The organism is Candidatus Dorea massiliensis AP6, assembly GCF_964245105.1.
Classification (GTDB): domain Bacteria; phylum Bacillota; class Clostridia; order Lachnospirales; family Lachnospiraceae; genus Laedolimicola; species Laedolimicola intestinihominis.
Genome location: NZ_CAXTKW010000007.1, coordinates 37,671 through 56,775, shown reverse-complemented (window position 1 = coordinate 56,775; position 19,105 = coordinate 37,671). Strand labels below are relative to the sequence as shown.

Here is a 19,105-nt window from a genome sequence, read left to right as displayed (position 1 = left end):
AAAAACAAGAGCTCAGTGAGAGCTCTTTTCTTTTTGTAAAATCTCTAATTATCGGTGTCAAATTCAATGGAAGAGGACAAGCTACTATCCCAGATGGATTCTTCAATAGCCTGTATACATTCATCGGTATGCTTAATAATATCCTGTCCCCAGAAATGGAAAACAGTATAACCTAAGAATAAAAGCTTTTTGTCATTTTCGTAATCACGGTGGCGGTTCCGCTCAATTTTCTTAATCCAGAAATCGGGATTCTTGCCTTTCTCGAGACGAAGCTTTAAAATTTCCCAGTCTTTACCATGAAAGAATTCACTGTCACAGAATATGGCGATTTTATATTTAGTAAGGACTATGTCAGGAGAACCGGGGAGAGCTTTGTAATTTTTACGGTAACGATACCCTTTGTGCCATAAAGCCTTACGCAGCTGAACTTCGATAGAAGTGTCATGGCTATGGATTTTACTCATATTTTTTGAAACTGTGGCAGCGTCTCTGGGCATATAAAACACACCTTTACTTTAAATTATTTAATTTATCTTAACAAAAAATATAGAGAGTGGCAATAGTGGATAAGATGTATAAAAGAGAGGATCTAACGATATAGTGAGAAAGTGCTTGTTGCTAATTTATAGATATGGTAGAATATAATCAGTATTATTTCAACTTGGAGGGACAAAAATGTCAATTTGTTATGATAAATTATGGAAATTATTAATTGATAAGAGGATGAACCGTACAGAGCTAAAAGAAGCGTCGGGTATCAGTTTTAATGTATTAGCGAGATTAGGGAAAAATGAACCAGTGTCATTTGAAACAATAGAAAAGATTTGTTTTACTTTGAATTGTAAAATTGAAGATGTAGTGGAAATACAAAATGACGCAAAGGTTGAAGTAAAAAAGAATGACTATACTACCATAGAATTATTTGCAGGAGCAGGTGGTTTGGCATTAGGAATAGAAAAAGCAGGATTTAAAACTTTAGGTTTAATTGAGTTTGATAAAGATGCAGCGGATTCACTAAAGACAAATCGCCCAGAGTGGAATGTGATCAATGATGACATAGCTAATATTTCTGGGTTAGATCTGGAAGAATATTTCGGCATAAAAAAAGGTAAACTGGATTTATTATCCGGTGGCGCACCCTGTCAGGCTTTTTCTTATGCAGGAAAAAGATTGGGGTTAGAGGATGCAAGGGGAACACTTTTTTATCATTATGCGACATTTTTGGAAAAATTGCAGCCAAAAATGTTTTTATTTGAGAATGTTAGAGGATTATTGACGCACGATAAAGGAAGAACATATGCAACTATAAAAAATATTTTTGAAGAAGCTGGTTACACAATTCAGAAAAAGGTAATGAATGCATGGGATTTTGGTGTTCCGCAAAAGAGAGAGAGATTGATTACAATCGGAATACGGAATGATCTTTTGGATAAGATTTCATATTCTTTTCCAAAAGAGCATGAATATAAGCCCGTTTTAAGGGATGTGTTATTGAATTGCCCGGAAGGTCCAGGAATTCCTTATGGGGAGAATAAGAGGAAAATATTCGAGTTAGTGCCAGCAGGAGGGTATTGGAGAGATATTGATCCGGAAATCGCGAAAGCATATATGAAAAGTTGTTGGGATATGGAAGGTGGAAGGACAGGAATACTTCGCAGAATGAGCTTGGATGAACCGTCCTTAACGGTATTGACATCACCGTCTCAAAAACAGACAGAAAGATGTCATCCGTTGGAGGCAAGGCCTTTTACTGTACGTGAGAATGCCAGATGCCAGACATTCCCTGATGATTGGCAATTTTGCGGAAGTGTGCAGTCACAGTATAAGCAGGTTGGAAATGCAGTTCCGGTAAATTTGGCATATGATATTGCAGTGGAAATACGCAAAGCGTTAAAGGGGGTAAAGTAATGGATTGGAATTTAAATTTTATATCTGAAGAAGATTTTAAAAAACATGTACGTGCAACCATTATGAAATATGGAGAGAAGCTGGAATCGTATGATTTGAGGAGGTTTAACAGTAATTTAATCGATCCGATTAAATTGATTTTTGATAAGTCTGTATATCGTACAAGTTGGGAAGAAATTGTAAATAACGAAATTTTCAGACAAAGAGATAAATCGAATAATAATGATATAGGATATTTTCATCAGAATATCTTTTCATATTTTAATGGATGTGAAGTACCGCAGGCCGGATGGGATGTAATATATAAAAATCCGAACGGAATACAAATGCCGGATGGAGATATTGTACATACTTTATATGTAGAGATGAAAAATAAGCATAATACAATGAATTCGGCATCTTCAGCAAAAACATATATAAAAATGCAGGGTCAGATCTTGGAAGATGATGATTGCGCATGCTTGCTTGTTGAGGCCATTGCGAAAAAATCTCAAAATATCAAGTGGACAACAAAGGTTGATGGTAAAAATGTGCAGCATAGATTGATTCGCCGTGTTAGTATGGATCAGTTCTATGCGATTCTTACGGGGGAAGAAAACGCATTTTATAAGATGTGTATGGTGTTGCCGCAGACAATCAAAGAGGTCGTAAATGAAGAGAGTAGTGTGAAGGTGCCTCATGATACCGTTATTGATGATTTAAGGAAGGTTGCGGCATTATATGGAGAAAGAGATGATGAATTGGCAATGGCGATGGCTGTGTACATGTTGGGGTTTAATACATATTTGGGATTTAATGATACGGTACAGCAGGAATTAGGAAGCGATAAAGAGGGAATGCTTAAACGTATTTATGAATACGTGGAAAGATTGCAAGATAAATAATATCATGAACAATTCATGATATAGAGAGGATTTGGTGCATAGATGTCAAAACTTTCAAATTCAAAAATAGAAGAAAGAGCACTTGTTGTTTTGGAGAATATTATCAGTAATCATCAAACGATGCAAGCTCAGTTTAATTCTATGGATAAAGAACCAAGCAGAGATGGATATATATGGATTTATAAAGAATCGGATGGTAATCAAAATAAAAAAAATATAGATGATAAAGTGCCCGTACAAATAAAAGGCCACATAGATGACAATGAAATATATTTGAATAAGAGCTATATAAATTATCCTGTATCAATAGAAGATTTAGAAGTATATGGCAACGATAGAGGGGTAATATATTTCCAAGTGTTTATGTCAGCAGATGGGGCAAGAAGAGAGATATTTTATACATTATTATTTCCGACAAAAGTAAAATATTATTTAGATAAAGCCAAGAAAAAAGGAAACAAGAAAAATATAAATGTTAGTTTTACTAAGCTAGCTCCCAAAGCAGATAAATTGTATGCAGCGGTGAAACAATTTAGTCTTGAAAGTAAAAAACAAGGATTTGGAAATGAACAAATAGTCCAAAGTGCAATTAAACAAGCTGATATAAAGAAAGTTAGAGAAATTACAGCATCTGTAGTGGGAGCTACAAATGAATATGAGGTTATGCAAAGATTAAAAACTGGAGACGTAGGTTTTTATGGGAAATTAGAGGGAAATCCATTTAGTATTCCACTTGAATGGACGGAAGGTACGATATATTTTCTTAAGAAGCAGATGAATGTGGATATATGCGTTGGTGAAAAAAAATTTTACGATTCATACGAAAGTTTATTAACTTCTAATGACGAATTAACAATTTATCCGAGCAAAAATATTCGGATAGAGTTACATAGTGGCAATTTTAATTTTACACCAAGGACGGATATTAAAACACTACGACATGATGCTGAGTTTTTGCTTGCTGGAATGCAAAATACGGAAATTAATATAGGAGGGTATCCCTTTAAATATAGTAAGCCGAAGATTCCAGAAGAATTAAGAATTAATTTGGAATTTTACATTGCATTAGATAAGGTGCTTACAAAAATTGGATTTGAATACTATAAGCCATACAATGAGATAAGTAGTACAACATTAAAAAATTTTGAACAACTTGTTTTACTGAAATCAGGTAAAAAGAATGAATTATTAGTAGAAGAAGCAGAGTCATATAATTTGGTTATTGACGGGAAGTGTATTCCGGTAGTTGTGTTTAAGGAAAAAGTAGCTGGGGAAAATGATATACTGAATGCCATTTATACTGAAGAATATCAGACATACGTAGCTGATGAAAACGGAAATCATTACAAGGTTCCGATGTTTGTGCATCTGAATAAATATATATTACAGAATTTATACAAATATGACGTAGAAACTTTTGAAAAACAGATTTTAAATTCAGAGATTAACGAGGTAACAGCGGAGACAATGAATTTAGCGGGACTAAATATGATTCATGTGTATGATGGAGAACGGAAAAATAATAGTCGATTTTTGAAAGTCGCACAAGAACTTTACCAAACGTTAATTAGTATGTTTGGCAAATCGAATATTTACATGATGAATTTATTGCAGATAAAAATGAGAAGCAATGGATTAGATAAAGAGGATATAAAGACCCTGAGAAATATACAATGTGTTAGTGAACAGGAAAAATATGCAAAATATGTTTTGATGAATCAAAAAGATGAAGCTAAGCAATGTTATAAACAGATGGAAGAAAGTGCAAAGCAGGAGTTAAAAAAATATCCAATATATACATTATATGAAGAAATGTTTAGATAACATCTTGTCTGACTGATGCCTAGACATCATACAAATAGGTGTGTAAAATCAACAAAATTATACAGATTTCAGACATAAGAAGCATGGGAAATATCCACCAAAATGTTGCCTTGATACCGTTAGTGTAGCTGTACAGCAAGAAATAAACGCACTACTCTATCATCAAGTAATCTGCGCGGATGTGATGAGATAAGTGGCATGGTGTATTTATGTTTTATAGAAAGTAAAAATGCGATATAGTAAACGTGTCTATATTGATACGATGGTTTATGATAAAACAATATGAAGAACAATAAAAAAAATGAGATTAAAATGTGTAGCAGAATAAAAGGTGAAGGGAAAGTGAAAGGGCTAGTATACAAATACAGACCATTGTCCCAGAAAACAGGTGAAAAAATATCAGATTTTGATAAGGTAATGGATATTTTAGAAAATAATAGATTGTATTTTCCAAATAGAAGTCAATTAAATGATCCGTTAGAAGGAATTATTCAACCGATATATTATTCAACATTAGGTAGTAGTTACTATATAAGCAATGGAATATTGCAACCAGAATTTAAACATATCTTGGACGAATATAAAATTCTTTCTTTAAGTCGGCATCCAGACAATATGCAAATGTGGGCACATTATGCAAATAATTATTGTGGTGTATGTATAGGATTTGATATGAGTAATGTCGAAGAAAAATTGAGAAAAGTTAAATATACGAAAAAGAAGTTAAAACCTATATTTATAGATAGAGAGGATGATCAGCAAAGCCGAGAAACAGAAATAGTGCATAATAATTTTTTGTATAAAAGTTATTTTTGGAAATATGAGAAAGAAATTAGAATAATTAAAAAGACTCCTAACATGTATTATAATTTACCTCAAAATGCTATTAAATGTATTATTTTTGGAAATGTTTTAGAAATTGATCCGACAGACATAGAAAGAATTGCAGGTGTTTGTGAAGAAAAAAATATAAAAATGTATCATGCGGTTATGGCAGTTAATAGATTTGATATTATTATAGAATCGTTTAATATAGATGATTATAGAAACGGAGAGTATAACCCATACATATCCAAGGACTTATTTATAGTAGACGGGAAGACTTATGTCATTAATTCGTACTATACAGATGATGGTTTGCATGTTTCAGAATTTCCAGAGGACATTTTTGAAAATAATATTTCCGGAGGTGAACATTAAAAGTGGTGGTTCTAATATGGTTCTAAAAATTTCAAAAACCACAGATATTACATGAAAACCTAAATAATACGAACCAATAAAGCAAGCAAAATCAATCTCAAACAAATAAATTTCTTCTCAAAAGCACCGTGAGGGTGGCCGTACAGTAGGATCTGGACGTGTTGCTACAATCGTCGAGTAATCTACGCGAAAGCAATGAGATAAGCGCCGAATAGGCGATGAAAAACAGCCCTTTGTGCTTGCACAAACAGGGCTGTTTTTTATTGAATATGCGGGCATTTAACGAATGCCCGCGACCGAGAAAATGCATGGCATTTTCGAGGTTTGGCGCTTATCTGAATCAAGGCTTCTGGGGATTTCCCCGGAAGCCTTTTTTATGTCCGTATGTGTGAAAATAGACTTATAGGACAAAACGTGTTGATAGAAAGTACTGTGAGCTCTTAAAAATAAAGGGTTTGCAGGCATTTAATCTTCCTTAAAATTAGAACCATGGAGGGAAGGTTAAATGAATCAAGTAAATTGTCCTATTTGTGGTAAAAAATGTGTTAAATCAGGAAAGACAAAAGCCGGTTCGCAACGTTGGTTTTGTAAGAGCTGCAAAACATCGTCGACACATAAAATAAATAATGAATCTAAGGAATTGTAGTTCTTTTTAAATTGGTTGTTTGGAAAAGAATCTCAAGCAATGATGCCTGGAGAAGGAAGAACCTTTCGAAGAAAGACAGTAAGGGTTGTGTTTTTTTATACATCAAAAAGGAATAACGAACAAATGAAAAAGCCACCTACCCCAATTTGATGGTAAATGGCTTAGTGGCTCTAAAATGGCTCTAATTTTTTTTGCTATCGCTCTTTTTTTCTTGAAATTGCTTCTCCAAATACTCGTTTCGCAGCTTCAATCTGGTGACGGTATCCAGCTCCTGATAGGTTTTCCTGGTTACCGGGAATGGAGAGTAGTCGGAGACTTTCTGCTTTTTCCAGATGTCAAACATTTCCTTGGGCGTGAAGTAGGATTCATAACTTTCACGGCTCTCGTTTAAGGAAGCAAGGAATTGGCACATATCAGCATTATATGGGTAGTCTTTCTCATTCCCGTAAAACTTGATACTTGCATACAGTGTAGAACCAGTCTTTTTCGTAACATTTTAGTCAGATATTACTGAATTTAAAATACACAAAATAAAAATAATAACAATTACTGTTATTGACAAAATAGAAAGTATCATGTATAATACAGACATACATAAAAAAGCAACAAAATACTGAAAAATTCAGTAGGAATCTATTAACAAAATGAATCAACATTGAAAAGGAGAAAATAACTATGAAAAAATATGAATGTGAACCATGTGGCTATATTTATGATCCGGCAGTAGGCGATCCAGACGGAGGTATCGCTCCAGGAACTGCATTTGAGGATATTCCAGATGATTGGGTATGCCCGATCTGTGGATTAGGAAAAGATGTTTTTGTTCCTGTAGAAGACTAAGCAGAAAATGCAGGTGTGAAACTGACAGACAAAAAAAATCCCAAGAGAACATATAAAAAGAAATGGAGACCAGATTATGACTTACGATTTAAATATTACCTTTGATGACAATTTAGTAACAGGAAATGAAATAATTGATACCCAGCATAAAGAATTGATCGACCGTATCCAGAACTTTGTAACTGCCTGTCAAAATGGCGACAGCAAAGTAAAAGCAATCAAAATGCTGGATTATCTGGATGAATATACTGACTTTCATTTCAAAGAAGAGGAAAAGCTTCAGGAAAAATCCGGTTATCCAGAGCGTGAAAACCATCATGAAAAACATGAAGAGTTTAAAAAGACAATTCAGGAACTGCATGAATACCTTCAGGATTATGAAGGACCAACTGATCGGTTCAGTGAACTTGTACAGAAGAATGTGATTGACTGGCTGTTTGGACATATTAAAACATATGACCGCTCTGTAGCAGAATTTATCTTTATGAGAGAAAATCCAAAACGATACTAAAATAAAACAGGGAAGGTGTTCCCTCAGAGAATTCAGATAAAAGGGTGAATATTCCTATGATGGATAACCTTAGAGAATACTGTGTCAATACTAAGAAGATTACAAATAAACAAGAACCCTATTTCACAGGCCCACTTGGGAATGATATTTTTCAATGTTCCCCTAGCTGCGAATAAAATATGTACATGTTTCTCATACAAATTCAGCTAAAAAATAATACCACACCTTTATTTGACTGGGGAAAGTATTGGGAAAAAGATGTAAGGATAATGGTGCCTATATCTGTACAGACTCATTACTCATTTATTGATGGAATTCATATTGGTGAGTTTGTAGATTCATTAGAAAAATATTTTGCAAGTTTTTAACAATCAAGTTCCTATTTGGAGAGGTATCAGTTGTTAATTGTATAAATATGGTGCCAGCACCATGTGACAAGAACTAACAAGAAAAATTATCGGCTGTGAGAGTGGCTCTATTTTGGCTCTAAAAATTTCAAAAACGCGTGAAAACAAGGCACCAAAATAAATAATACGAAGAAAAATATATAGAAAAATCAATGAAAAGCACGTTGATTTAAAAATGCAAGACTCGTGAGGGTGGCCGTACAGTAGGATCTGGACGTGTTGCTACAATCGTCGAGTAATCTACGCGAAAGCAATGAGATAAAGCTTACCTGCGATCAATCCAGTGTTTTCAATGGTTTACGGAGAACTTGATAGCAAAATATAACAGTTAAATTTCTTAAAACGGGTGAAATCTCAATCGGAATTTGTGGAACTGGAAACTTGGATTATATGAGGAGAGGTGAATAGAGGATGTTTGATCCGATGAGTATTATAGTTCCAATCGTGTTTATTATTGTGATTGGTATTATTATTTTTTCTTTGGGACAGGGATTTGTTACGTGGAATAAGAATAATCAGTCACCTAAATTAACTGTGTCAGCTATTATTGTTGCGAAGAGAGAAAACATTACACATCATCAATATGCAAATGCAGGTGATGTGAGTGGAGCACATGGATTCTATACTACAACAAATACGATGTATTATGTGACATTTCAGATGGAAAGCGGAGATAGAATGGAGTTTCAGGTGTCTGGAATAGAATATGGAATGCTTGCAGAAGGAGATACAGGAGAATTGACTTTTCAAGGAACGAGATATTTGGCGTTTGAACGGTAACTTCTTGTTTGAAAATTGAGAAAACATAATATTGAACAAAAAAGAAATGCACAGTTCTTAGCTTATCGTGAACTGTGCATTTTTGTAAATAAATACTTTTAATTAGCCGATTACGGCATCCTCTGCTGTAAAATGTTCCAGAGAATTTTCTTTTACCTGAATGCAGATATAAGTAATTCCAGAAATATCGGATGCAAAAAACTGACGCTTTGCAGCAGGTGCGATTTTTAGCCAGTCTCCAGTTGAAAGACTGATTTCTTCTCCATCAATTATGGCTTTGCCGTTACCTGAAAGAATTCCATAGATTTCTTCGTTTTCTTTATGAGAATGAATAAATGGGACATTTGCTCCTGCAGATAGTTCGTTTAAACTGATTTCTGCACCTGTTAAAGACAACTTTTCATGCAACTCAATTCGGTTTTCCTTTCCAATAGTTGTTTTTGTGTAATTTACCATGATAATACCTCCATAGTTAATTTGTAGTTTCCGATTGCTTGGTATTAGTATAGTGTAAGGCACATACAAAAACAAGTACGCACCTTTTTGTAACTGTACACTCAAAAATGAATGTGTTACAATAGACTCGGAGGTGAGAATTATGCGAGCAAAAGAAGAATTACCGGAATGCCCAGTTGCAACAGCAGTATCTCTTATCGGAGGAAAATGGAAACTGCTGATTTTGCGTAACTTGAAAGAGCGCCCATGGAGATTCAATGAGCTACAACGAAGTATAGATGGTATTTCACAAAAGGTTTTGACAGATAGTTTAAGACAAATGATGAGTGATGGGCTGGCATATCGCCACGATTACCATGAGCAGCCACCGAGAGTTGAATACGGCTTAACGGAACTCGGAACAAAAATGCTTCCAATTGTTAATTCACTTGCTGACTTTGGTGACTACTATAAATCAATTATTGAACAGAATTAAGGACGTTAGTATTTGAAAAGTTTGAACAATTCCAGTTTTTGAAACTGAGAAATCGGAATTTGTGGAGGAGAGTAATTTGCTGGTATTAAATAAATTAGAGCGGTTGCTAACGGTATGTAAAGTCAAAAACATTGATGATATAGATTTAAGCAAGGAATTCTACTTCATTGGTAAAACAGATGAAGAAATTTCTTTTGTGTGTGAAACAAATGACGTTCCTGAAAACACAATAGAACGTGAAGATGGGTGGCGTGGTTTCCGTATTCAAGGAATTTTGGATTTTTCACTCATTGGCATTCTTTCAAAGTTGTCTGGAATACTTGCAGATAATAAAATTGGAATTTTTGCGGTATCTACATTCAACACAGATTATATTTTAGTGAAAGATGCGGATTTTGAAAAATCATTAACTGTATTATTAAATGCCGGATATACAGTGATATAGATTTCAGATGATTTAAACCTAAAGAAAATCATACGAGGAGTGAATTATTAGCATGAAAGATATTGATAATATTTGTAAAATCGCATTGGTGCAGGCAGAACCGGTAATATTTGATAAAAGTGCATCGCTGAAAAAGGCACTTCGATATATTAATGAGGCCGCAACTCAAAAGCCGGACTTAATTGTTTTTCCAGAACTTTTTATTCCGGGATATCCTGTTGGAATGAATTTTGGGTTTAGTGTAGGAAAACGAAGTGAGTATGGACGAAAAGATTGGAAACGATATTATGATGCTTCTGTTGTTGCTGGAGAGACGGAATTCCAGCAGCTTGCAGAAGCAGCCAGGGAAACAGGAGCATACATCAGCCTTGGTTTTTCTGAGAGAGATGCCGTTAGTGGAACACTTTATAACAGTAATGTTATTTTTGAACCGGATGGGTCATATAAGGTGCACAGAAAATTGAAGCCGACAGGCTCTGAGCGTGTTGTATGGGGAGATGCGGATAAAGAGTATTTTCCTGTTACTGAAACGCCATGGGGACCGATTGGTAGCATGATCTGTTGGGAAAGCTATATGCCACTTGCCCGAGTGGCACTTTATCAAAAAGGAATCACTATTTATATTTCACCTAATACCAATGATAATCCGGAGTGGCAAGCCACCATTCAGCATATTGCAATCGAAGGATAATGTTTCTTTATCAACGCTGATATGATTATCAGACGCAGTTCATACCCTTCTGATCTGCAGGAGTATAATATCGTATCTGAACTTCCAGGACTTGTGTGCAGAGGAGGAAGCTGCATTATTGATCCATATGGGCATTATTTGACAAAACCTGTCTGGGATAAAGAAACTATCATTTACGCAGAACTTGATATGAATTTGCCTGCCGCCTGCAAAATGGAGCATGATGCAATCGGACATTATGCCCGTCCGGATGTACTTGAATTAAAAGTCAATGAAAAATAACAATAAAAAAACACTAAAGAAATTGGCAATCCTTGTAATAGGTTCTATAATTGCGGCTTATGGAATTACACTTGCACTGTATGCTGGATTTGGCGGAGCTACGCTTGCGGTGCTGTGGCAGGGGATTGCAAGAACATTTCACATAAGCATTGGCACAGCATCTTTTGTTGTAGCATTGGGAATGATTTTGTTTGCGCTCATTTACGATAAAAGTCAGATTCATATAGGAACTGTGTTGTACCAGATTGTATACAGTACCTGTGTAGATTTGTTTGCTAACTGCCATATTTACAGTACCTATAAGTGGATCAATTTTTTAATTATGTTGTTAGGAGTGGTTTTGTTTGCTGTCGGAACAGGACTATATGCGTCGGCATCCCTTGGTAGAGGCTCCTATGAGGCAGTCACTTTTGCTTTAGCAGAAAAAAATCACTGGCAGATTAAATTTGTCCGAATGGCATTGGATATTTTGGTTGTTGTTACAGGTGTTTTGTTTGGCGGAAAGTTTGGTGTATGCACGCTTATTACAGTTATCATTTCAGGCCCAATTATCCAATTTGTTAATGCGAAAGCAAAACAAGTTTTAAAGATATGATAGTAAAGAAACTTACAACTTAGAATTTGACAAAGGAGTGTGATTATATGGGTAAAGCGATTTTGGCAGCAATCGTTACATTGATTGTTGGTTATTTATAGCAATTCAACTTTTTAATGCAACAGCGGTGAATTGCATATCGCAAAGATGTCGTTTGAATGTTACACTAATTTCTTGACTTGCGATAAAATTTGCGATAAACGATTTTTGGAAGGAATATAATCATGTCGAAAGATGAATATTTGATCACAGATCCACCCCTTAAAGCGCTGACTGTTTTTGCGATGCCGATGATCCTTGGCAGTTTTTTTCAACAAGTATACAATATGGCCGATTCCATAATAGTTGGTCAATTTGTTGGCTCCTCGGCACTTGCGGCTGTTGGTGCTTGTGCTGCACTGACCAATGTTTTTATTTGTGTGGCGCTTGGTGCTGGTGTGGGCGCAGGTGTGCTTGTAAGCCGCTATTTTGGTGCAAAAAATTATGGTAAAATGAAAACCATTGTGTCAACGTCCCTGATCAGCTTTTTGATCTTAAGCGTTGTCCTTGGTGTCATTGGCTTTTGCTTTTCCCATTTCATGATGAGCGGATTACAGACCCCTGCCGATATATTGGAAGAAGCAGTATTGTATCTGCGTGTCTACTTTGTGGGTTTCCCGTTTCTATTCATGTACAACATTCTTTCCACCATGTTCACTTCCATCGGTGAATCCAAAATTCCGCTGGGACTGCTGATATTCTCATCTATCCTGAATATTTTTATGGATCTCTGGATGGTGGCTGGTCTTGGTTTGGGGGTGTTTGGTGTAGCCCTTGCGACCTTGATCGCACAAGGAATTTCTGCCGTGTTTTCGTTTTTGATCTTTCTGTCTCGGATGCGGCAATACAAGAGCTCCTTTAGCAGGTTCGACCGGCAGGAGCTGTATTCCATGCTTCGCATTGCGGTACCATCGGTTTTGCAGCAGTCCACAGTGTCTATCGGTATGATGATCGTGCAGGCAGTGGTAAATCCCTTCGGCACACAGGCACTTGCCGGGTATGCGGCAACGATGCGGGTAGAAAATGTTTTTTCGCTGATCTTCGTATCCATCGGCAATGCAGTTTCGCCGTTTGTATCCCAGAATCTTGGCGCAAAGAAAATTGAGCGTATCAAAAAAGGTTACCATGTTGCACTGGTGCTGGATCTGTGCTTTGCGGCCATTGCGTTTGTGACCATTGAAGCGCTGCATACGCAGATCTCCTCACTGTTCTTAGGAAAAGACGGAACGGCGTTTGCCTATCAGGTGTCTGGTGATTATATGAGGTGGATTGGTTACTTTTTCATCTTCATGGGTATCAAGATGGCAACCGATGGAGTTCTTCGCGGTCTCGGAATTATGCGTCCGTTCCTCGTTGCAAATATGGTAAACCTTGCAATCCGCTTGTCTGTTGCTTTGATTTGTGCACCGCGTTTTGGCATTGCTTTTGTTTGGCTTGCAGTCCCGGCAGGTTGGCTTGCAAACTTCCTTATTTCCTATGCTGCGCTCAAAAGAACGTGGCCAGAGGATAAAGCAGCGGTATCTCAATGATTTCATGCAGTGGAGAGGTGCTTTGTTCTGACGGGTTTCACTTACAGAGAATGTGACGCGAAAAAAATTCGCCGGTGTTCCGTGTGATGATAAAAATAGACCCCGGCAAGTGATATGTACCCTCAATACTGGACACTCAGTATTGGGGGGTATTTTTATGAAATACAGTTATGAGTACAAAAAGCAATGCGTGGAATTGTATCGACAAGGGAAATGGCCAGAAACACCAGTGGAAGAAAAGCAGAAAAATTTTCACAAGACGATACGGAAGATATACTCACTGCTTTTATTATCTCTGTTTTGGCGGGTGTAGTTTGCCACTACATTTGCAAATGGTTGGACGGAGATAACGAGTAAAGGCAACCAGCCTAAGGATTAAGCCACCTTGCCCAAACGGAATAAAAATCCCCAGTAGCTGCAACTACTGGGGATTTTGTTGCCCTTACGGACTACTCACTACTTTTTGCCTATGCATATAATAGCATAAGAATACTGATCTGCGGTGGATGTCTGGTGGGTGCGGGAATACTTGTAGCGTTTATAGGGATAAAGATTGCCGGGTTATATAAGAAGTGCTGTTGGGATATGATTACCATATTGGTAACAATTATAAGCATGGAAATAGCAATCTACTTTGGAGATTGGATAAAGACAAGAACACCGATTAATCTGCTATTTCTCTTATTATTCGTGCAACTGGTATATGTTGCAATTAGGTGGTATATGAAAGGCTGGCGGGATACAAGGAGTTATTATTAAAATTGCAAACAGATAGATAAAATATATAAATCTATCCATTTGCATATAGAATACTTTTATCTTTTGAACATTGTAAATATGATGCATAAATAGTATATTGTCAGCATAATTGATACAGATAATAAAACGAAAAACAACATCATCTCCAAATATTGTATGATTATAGAAAGTAGAAATTAAGAAATTTCCTCTGTTTTCTTCTTTCTGTATTCATTTGGACTCATATGATAATATTGTCTAAACTTCCGGCAGAAATAGCCGGAACTTGTAAATCCGGTTTCTTCTGCAATGGAAGAAACCGATTTTTGAGTGATATAAAGTTGTTCAGCAGCCTGTGCTAGTCTGTATTGAATTAGATATGCTACCGGAGAACAGTGGATGCCAGTTTGAAAAATGTGTAAAGCTCCACTTTTGCTGATAGATGCCGATGCCGCAATCGTCTCCAATGTAATCTCTTCCATGTAGTGATCATGAATATACTGCATCATAGCTTGTAATCTTGCTTGTTTGTGATTTAATCGATGAATACTGTTAGAATCAGAAGTCCAGTCCATATTTTTTTGCAATATGTTCCAAAGCTGAAATAAAAGTTGTATAGTACATAATTCATTATCCGGCTTAGTTTCCTGAATAGTACAAATTTGCGACAAAAGTTGTAGCACCTGTTTTCCAAATGTGTTGGATGGACTGAAAACTTGATATGGAACAGACGAGCTTATCACAGGAAGAATATATTTTTCGTAAATGAGGCTGTTTTCGGGTGCTAATAGGGTTGGCGAAAAAACAATATTAGGTGCAAATGTACTGCTTTGTGCTTCAAAACGATGCAGGACACCGCTATTGATAAATATGCCGCAACCTTTATGTAGTTCTATTTTACTTGTACCTATAAGGCAGAGCGCAGTACCTTCAGCAGTATAAAGAAATTCTAATTCATGATGCCAATGCCAGTCAATGCGATGGAAGTCAAATTTCCAAATATTATCAGGATAGTATGCAAATGGATGACGATTGTTGCCATGCTGGATGGTTTCTCGTAGTGTTTCATCTGTAGTTATCTTAAAAGTCTCCATGCTATATTTCCTCATAAATAATAAAATTTGTTATATTGTACCATAAATATATGATTTTATACAATGACTAGATATAAAGTTTACGATATAATCACATTTATTAGAGGAGGACAAAATGAAAAGCCAATATAATAAGACAATTACAGCCTGTTTTGTAGGTTATATTGTACAAGCTATCGTTAATAATTTTACACCACTGCTTTTTTTGTTTTTTCAGAAATGCTATCATATTCCAATTTCCCAAATTACATTGTTAGTGACTTTTAATTTTGGGATACAACTACTGGTTGATTTTCTTTCTGTCAGATTTGTTGATAAAATAGGATATCGGATATCAATGATTACAGCTCATGTTCTAGCAGCGGCAGGATTATTCCTTCTTACAGTTTTACCAGAGATTTTACCAGTTTCCTTTATTGGAATTTTGATTGCTGTAATGATCTATGCGGTAGGTGGTGGTCTTTTGGAAGTCCTAGTCAGTCCAGTTGTTGAGGCTTGCCCATCCGACAATAAGGAAAAAGCAATGAGCCTGTTGCATTCTTTTTATTGCTGGGGACACGCCGGAGTTGTACTCATATCAACCGTGTTCTTTTATGTAGTCGGTATAGATAACTGGAAAATATTAGCCATTATTTGGGCGGTTATTCCAATTGGAAATGCTTTTGTTTTTTCAAAGGTTCCCATTGCACCATTGCTTGAGGATGGAGATACCGGACTTGGATTAAAGGAATTGTTTCGGATGAAAATTTTTTGGATTTTGTTGATTATGATGATATGTGCAGGAGCAAGTGAGCAAGCAATAAGTCAATGGGCCTCTGCTTTTGCAGAAAAAGGTCTTGGAATTTCAAAGGCAGCCGGCGACTTAGCAGGGCCGATGGCATTTGCGGTTCTAATGGGAATATCAAGATTGTTTTATGGTAAGTATGGTGACCGTATCAATTTGGAACACTTTATGATTTATAGTAGTTTTTTATGTATTTTATCCTATTTAGGGATTTCATTATTCTCGATTCCGCTATTAAATCTGATTGCCTGCGCTGTCTGTGGGCTTTCAGTGGGAATCATGTGGCCTGGAACTTTCAGCAAGGCATCAGCAGCTTTGCCCAAAGGGGGAACAGCCATGTTTGCATTGCTGGCATTAGGTGGAGATATAGGTTGTTCAGGAGGTCCTACATTGGTTGGAATGGTATCAGGAGCTTTTGGGGATAACCTAAAGATGGGAATTTTGGCAGGAATTATTTTTCCAGTGTTGCTACTTATAGGAGTCATTCTTTGCAGAAGACAAAAGAAAATTACTAATTATAATACAGTGAAAAGTAGGCACTAAATATAGTTGCTTATTAAAATAAAAAAGAAAGTGAGAAAAAAGATTGAATTTTTGAAAAACAATCCTAAATGGATACGTCAACCAAAGCAGGTACAAATTAGTGAGGATAAAGTTGTAATTCTTACAGAAAGGGGTACCGACTTATGGGCACGTACTTATTATGGTTTTCAAAATGATAATGCTCCAGTATTTCAAGTTGAAACAACGGACAAGTACTTTTCTTTTATTGTTAAAACAGAATTCGAGAGTACCTGTCGTTTTGACCAGTGTGGTGTGGCTATGTATTTAAATAGTGATAATTGGTTTAAGGCATCTATAGAATATGAGAATGAAAAAATACAGCGATTGGGAAGCGTTGTAACCAATCATGGATATTCTGACTGGGCAACAACAGACATATCCTCTGATATTAAAAGTATGTGGTATCGTTTTTCACGAAGGGACAGTGACTACTGTATTGAATGCAGTGAGGATGGCATAAATTTCAGACAAATGCGTATTTTCCATATGTGGGAAGGTGCAGAAAAAATTACTTATGGAATATATGCATGCAGCCCGACAGAAGGCTCATATAAGGCAACATTTTCAAATATGCAGATTACGGAATGTAAATGGGAATCAGATGCAGACTGGCGTGATTGATGATATGATTTCTAAAGATAAATCTCATATGAGAATCATTATCAGTTAAATTGAATAATAAATATAAGCCAAAAATAATCCCCGAAAAATTTTAGAATTTTTGTGGATTATTTAACATTATAAATAAAGAGTGTCATCTGCATCCACCCATATTTGCATCGTTCCATCAAGATATAATTTTGCATATTCAAGTGGTTCATCAATGGCAAGTGCGTTTAATGAACAGACTGATCCGGGTGTGGTTTATAAATCTTTCTCAGCTTCCCAACAGTCAATACGGAGCATACCAGCACTGGTATACACATCAATGCTGTTGCGTTGTGGATTGTATTCTGCAAATATTGTTCTCATCGTATCATATCTCCTTATCGTCCAATCAATCATTCGTTACAAAAATTAGAAGCATTTCAATCAGTTCACCATGTCGTTTTCATTTTATGTTATACTGTTTTAGAGGATTATCTTTCCCTTGTTTTTGTCCTTATCAGAGTTCGTAAATACTCATGGGACAATATAATACAAGGGAAACAATAAGGGAAAACTCACCTGCGATAAACTTAGTGTTTTCAAGGGCTTGAGAGATATTTGATAATAAAATATAACAATTATTAAATCCCTTTGAATATATGAAATCTCAATTCAAGTCTGTAGATGTGATTAGTATGGGCAACTTGTTAATCAGGTAAAATTATGCTAAGCTAAAAATAAATATTGGAACTTATTTTATATAAAGGGGTCAATACTGAATATGAAATATCATTTACCGGATCGAATAGTAAGGGAACTGTGTTCTTTTGCGCAAAAGTATGCTGTTACGAAAATCGTACTGTTTGGCTCCCGCGCACGGGGTACGAACACAGAAAGAAGCGATGTCGATATCGCAGTATACGGTGGAGATTTTGATAGCTTTTATTGGGATGTAAAGGAAAATATATATTCGCTCCTGATGTTTGATGTGGTACAGGCGGATGTATCAATTTCCGATGAATTAAAAAAAGAAATAGAGAAGGATGGCGTAGTGATTTATGAAAAAGCTTGATAACTTCATAAACTGTCTGGCGGTGTTAGCAAATGCTGATTTTAAGTTGGCGGAAACAAATGATATATATCGAACAGGAATTATTGGACAATTTAATCTTACTTTCGAACTTGCATGGAAAGCCTTACAGGAAATTATGAGAATGCATGGCATAGAAGAAACTTCGACCGGATCGCCGCGTGAAATTCTTCAACTTGCTTATAAAATAGGATTTATCAGTGATTCGGAAGTATGGCTGCTTATGCTAAAAAAGAGAAATACTTTTGTCCATATATACAATGAAGATGAAGTGGACGAAATGATTCTGTTGATACGTGATAGTTTTATTCCTGCTTTTACCGCTCTTAAAGATACGTTGGTGAAGAAGCTGGATGAAGCGGAAAGCAGCTGGATGTAAGAGGCTATCACAGGAAAGAAAACTGATGAAGAGTATTGCGTTGGGTAAAGAAATGTTTGGTCTGCCGGAAAAAGCGGAACGTGTAGCTACACATTTCATTCGATAAAAGGAAAGTGATATTGATAAATTCTCAGTAGTGGAGGGTAACAAATGATTCTTTATTTTTCTGCGAAAAATAGCGAAAAAACACCGATTTTAACCACAAAAAGCACGGTGAATACCACAAAAGACACGATTCCGATGCCGTGAGGGTGGCCGTACAGTAGGATCTGGACGTGTTGCTACTATCATCGAGTAATCTCAATTTATGCAGTAAAATCAAGGCTTCTGGGGAATTCCCCGGAAGCCTTTTTTCT

General features: G+C 36.1%; 20 protein-coding genes and 5 pseudogenes. 21 read left to right on the top strand and 4 right to left on the bottom strand.

The window, feature by feature from the left end; genetic code table 11:
- Positions 1-44: 44 nt before the first annotated feature.
- Complete coding sequence (locus ACESZP_RS08700; protein WP_499708785.1) at positions 45-497, bottom strand: very short patch repair endonuclease; 453 nt, start codon at positions 495-497, stop codon at positions 45-47.
- Between the two features lie 178 nt (positions 498-675).
- On the opposite strand from ACESZP_RS08700, the gene ACESZP_RS08695 reads away from it, so the two are divergent.
- The 9 genes and pseudogenes from ACESZP_RS08695 (at position 676) to ACESZP_RS08655 (ending at position 9,000) form a co-directional block, all read left to right on the top strand.
- The gene (locus ACESZP_RS08695) at positions 676-1,908 is read left to right on the top strand and encodes a DNA cytosine methyltransferase (protein WP_499708784.1); all 1,233 of its coding nucleotides are present in this window, start codon (positions 676-678) and stop codon (positions 1,906-1,908) included.
- Positions 1,908-2,792 (top strand): Eco47II family restriction endonuclease, encoded by an 885-nt coding sequence (locus tag ACESZP_RS08690; RefSeq protein WP_499708783.1) that lies wholly within the window; start codon positions 1,908-1,910, stop codon positions 2,790-2,792. The genes ACESZP_RS08695 and ACESZP_RS08690 overlap by 1 nt, the downstream gene beginning before the upstream one ends.
- A 42-nt stretch (positions 2,793-2,834) precedes the next feature.
- Positions 2,835-4,616, top strand: a complete 1,782-nt coding sequence (locus tag ACESZP_RS08685) for a hypothetical protein (RefSeq protein ID WP_499708782.1) — start codon at positions 2,835-2,837, stop codon at positions 4,614-4,616.
- A 282-nt stretch (positions 4,617-4,898) separates the two neighbouring features.
- Entirely contained in the window at positions 4,899-5,816 is a 918-nt protein-coding gene (locus ACESZP_RS08680; protein WP_499708781.1) for a DUF2971 domain-containing protein, read from the top strand.
- Positions 5,817-6,321: 505 nt separating this feature from the next.
- A pseudogene (locus tag ACESZP_RS08675) lies at positions 6,322-6,546 on the top strand (transposase-like zinc-binding domain-containing protein); the annotation flags it as partial.
- Positions 6,547-7,137: 591 nt separating this feature from the next.
- Positions 7,138-7,302, top strand: coding sequence for a rubredoxin (rd, locus tag ACESZP_RS08670; RefSeq protein ID WP_005608410.1), 165 nt, complete (start codon positions 7,138-7,140; stop codon positions 7,300-7,302).
- Positions 7,303-7,378: 76 nt separating this feature from the next.
- The gene (locus tag ACESZP_RS08665; RefSeq protein WP_499708780.1) at positions 7,379-7,813 is read left to right on the top strand and encodes a bacteriohemerythrin; all 435 of its coding nucleotides are present in this window, start codon (positions 7,379-7,381) and stop codon (positions 7,811-7,813) included.
- A 179-nt stretch (positions 7,814-7,992) separates the two neighbouring features.
- A complete protein-coding gene (locus ACESZP_RS08660; RefSeq protein WP_499708779.1) occupies positions 7,993-8,181 on the top strand; it encodes a CatA-like O-acetyltransferase in 189 nt (62 codons plus the stop codon).
- A gap of 450 nt (positions 8,182-8,631) precedes the next feature.
- Positions 8,632-9,000, top strand: coding sequence for a DUF2500 domain-containing protein (locus ACESZP_RS08655; protein WP_158365200.1), 369 nt, complete (start codon positions 8,632-8,634; stop codon positions 8,998-9,000).
- Between the two features lie 102 nt (positions 9,001-9,102).
- Here the strand turns inward: ACESZP_RS08655 and ACESZP_RS08650 are convergent, their stop codons facing one another.
- Complete coding sequence (locus tag ACESZP_RS08650; protein WP_499708778.1) at positions 9,103-9,456, bottom strand: cupin domain-containing protein; 354 nt, start codon at positions 9,454-9,456, stop codon at positions 9,103-9,105.
- A gap of 142 nt (positions 9,457-9,598) precedes the next feature.
- Between ACESZP_RS08650 and ACESZP_RS08645 the strand changes: the two genes are divergently transcribed.
- The 7 genes and pseudogenes from ACESZP_RS08645 to ACESZP_RS08615 form a co-directional block, all read left to right on the top strand.
- Positions 9,599-9,931 carry a winged helix-turn-helix transcriptional regulator gene (locus ACESZP_RS08645; protein WP_499708777.1) on the top strand — a complete coding sequence of 111 codons (333 nt, stop codon included), beginning with the start codon at positions 9,599-9,601 and terminating at the stop codon, positions 9,929-9,931.
- Positions 9,932-10,010: 79 nt separating this feature from the next.
- A complete protein-coding gene (locus ACESZP_RS08640; protein ID WP_499708844.1) occupies positions 10,011-10,376 on the top strand; it encodes an ACT domain-containing protein in 366 nt (121 codons plus the stop codon).
- A 52-nt stretch (positions 10,377-10,428) separates the two neighbouring features.
- A pseudogene (locus ACESZP_RS08635) lies at positions 10,429-11,349 on the top strand (carbon-nitrogen hydrolase family protein).
- A complete protein-coding gene (locus tag ACESZP_RS08630; RefSeq protein WP_021885137.1) occupies positions 11,339-11,944 on the top strand; it encodes a YczE/YyaS/YitT family protein in 606 nt (201 codons plus the stop codon). Before ACESZP_RS08635 ends, ACESZP_RS08630 begins: the two are co-directional and overlap by 11 nt.
- 224 nt (positions 11,945-12,168) lie before the next feature.
- Entirely contained in the window at positions 12,169-13,512 is a 1,344-nt protein-coding gene (locus ACESZP_RS08625; protein ID WP_499708776.1) for an MATE family efflux transporter, read from the top strand.
- Positions 13,513-13,725: 213 nt separating this feature from the next.
- Complete coding sequence (locus ACESZP_RS08620) at positions 13,726-13,869, top strand: hypothetical protein (protein ID WP_499708775.1); 144 nt, start codon at positions 13,726-13,728, stop codon at positions 13,867-13,869.
- Positions 13,870-13,986: 117 nt separating this feature from the next.
- Positions 13,987-14,271: pseudogene (locus ACESZP_RS08615) on the top strand (DUF6040 family protein); the annotation flags it as partial.
- A gap of 176 nt (positions 14,272-14,447) precedes the next feature.
- Here ACESZP_RS08615 and ACESZP_RS08610 read toward each other — a convergent pair.
- Complete coding sequence (locus ACESZP_RS08610; protein WP_499708774.1) at positions 14,448-15,344, bottom strand: cupin domain-containing protein; 897 nt, start codon at positions 15,342-15,344, stop codon at positions 14,448-14,450.
- A 115-nt stretch (positions 15,345-15,459) separates the two neighbouring features.
- Between ACESZP_RS08610 and ACESZP_RS08605 the strand changes: the two genes are divergently transcribed.
- Both ACESZP_RS08605 and ACESZP_RS08600 read left to right on the top strand, forming a co-directional pair.
- Positions 15,460-16,671, top strand: a complete 1,212-nt coding sequence (locus ACESZP_RS08605) for an MFS transporter (RefSeq protein ID WP_499708773.1) — start codon at positions 15,460-15,462, stop codon at positions 16,669-16,671.
- A 30-nt stretch (positions 16,672-16,701) separates the two neighbouring features.
- The gene (locus ACESZP_RS08600) at positions 16,702-17,313 is read left to right on the top strand and encodes a DUF1349 domain-containing protein (RefSeq protein WP_499708772.1); all 612 of its coding nucleotides are present in this window, start codon (positions 16,702-16,704) and stop codon (positions 17,311-17,313) included.
- 117 nt (positions 17,314-17,430) lie between these two features.
- On the opposite strand, the pseudogene ACESZP_RS08595 reads toward ACESZP_RS08600, so the two are convergent.
- A pseudogene (locus tag ACESZP_RS08595) lies at positions 17,431-17,664 on the bottom strand (DUF6061 family protein).
- 397 nt (positions 17,665-18,061) lie between these two features.
- Here ACESZP_RS08595 and ACESZP_RS08590 point away from each other — a divergent pair.
- The 3 genes and pseudogenes from ACESZP_RS08590 to ACESZP_RS08580 form a co-directional block, all read left to right on the top strand.
- Positions 18,062-18,352, top strand: a complete 291-nt coding sequence (locus tag ACESZP_RS08590) for a nucleotidyltransferase family protein (protein ID WP_499708771.1) — start codon at positions 18,062-18,064, stop codon at positions 18,350-18,352.
- The gene (locus ACESZP_RS08585) at positions 18,339-18,749 is read left to right on the top strand and encodes an HI0074 family nucleotidyltransferase substrate-binding subunit (RefSeq protein WP_499708770.1); all 411 of its coding nucleotides are present in this window, start codon (positions 18,339-18,341) and stop codon (positions 18,747-18,749) included. Before ACESZP_RS08590 ends, ACESZP_RS08585 begins: the two co-directional genes overlap by 14 nt.
- Positions 18,750-18,771: 22 nt before the next feature.
- Positions 18,772-18,855: pseudogene (locus ACESZP_RS08580) on the top strand (flavodoxin family protein); the annotation flags it as partial.
- Between the last annotated feature and the right edge of the window lie 250 nt (positions 18,856-19,105).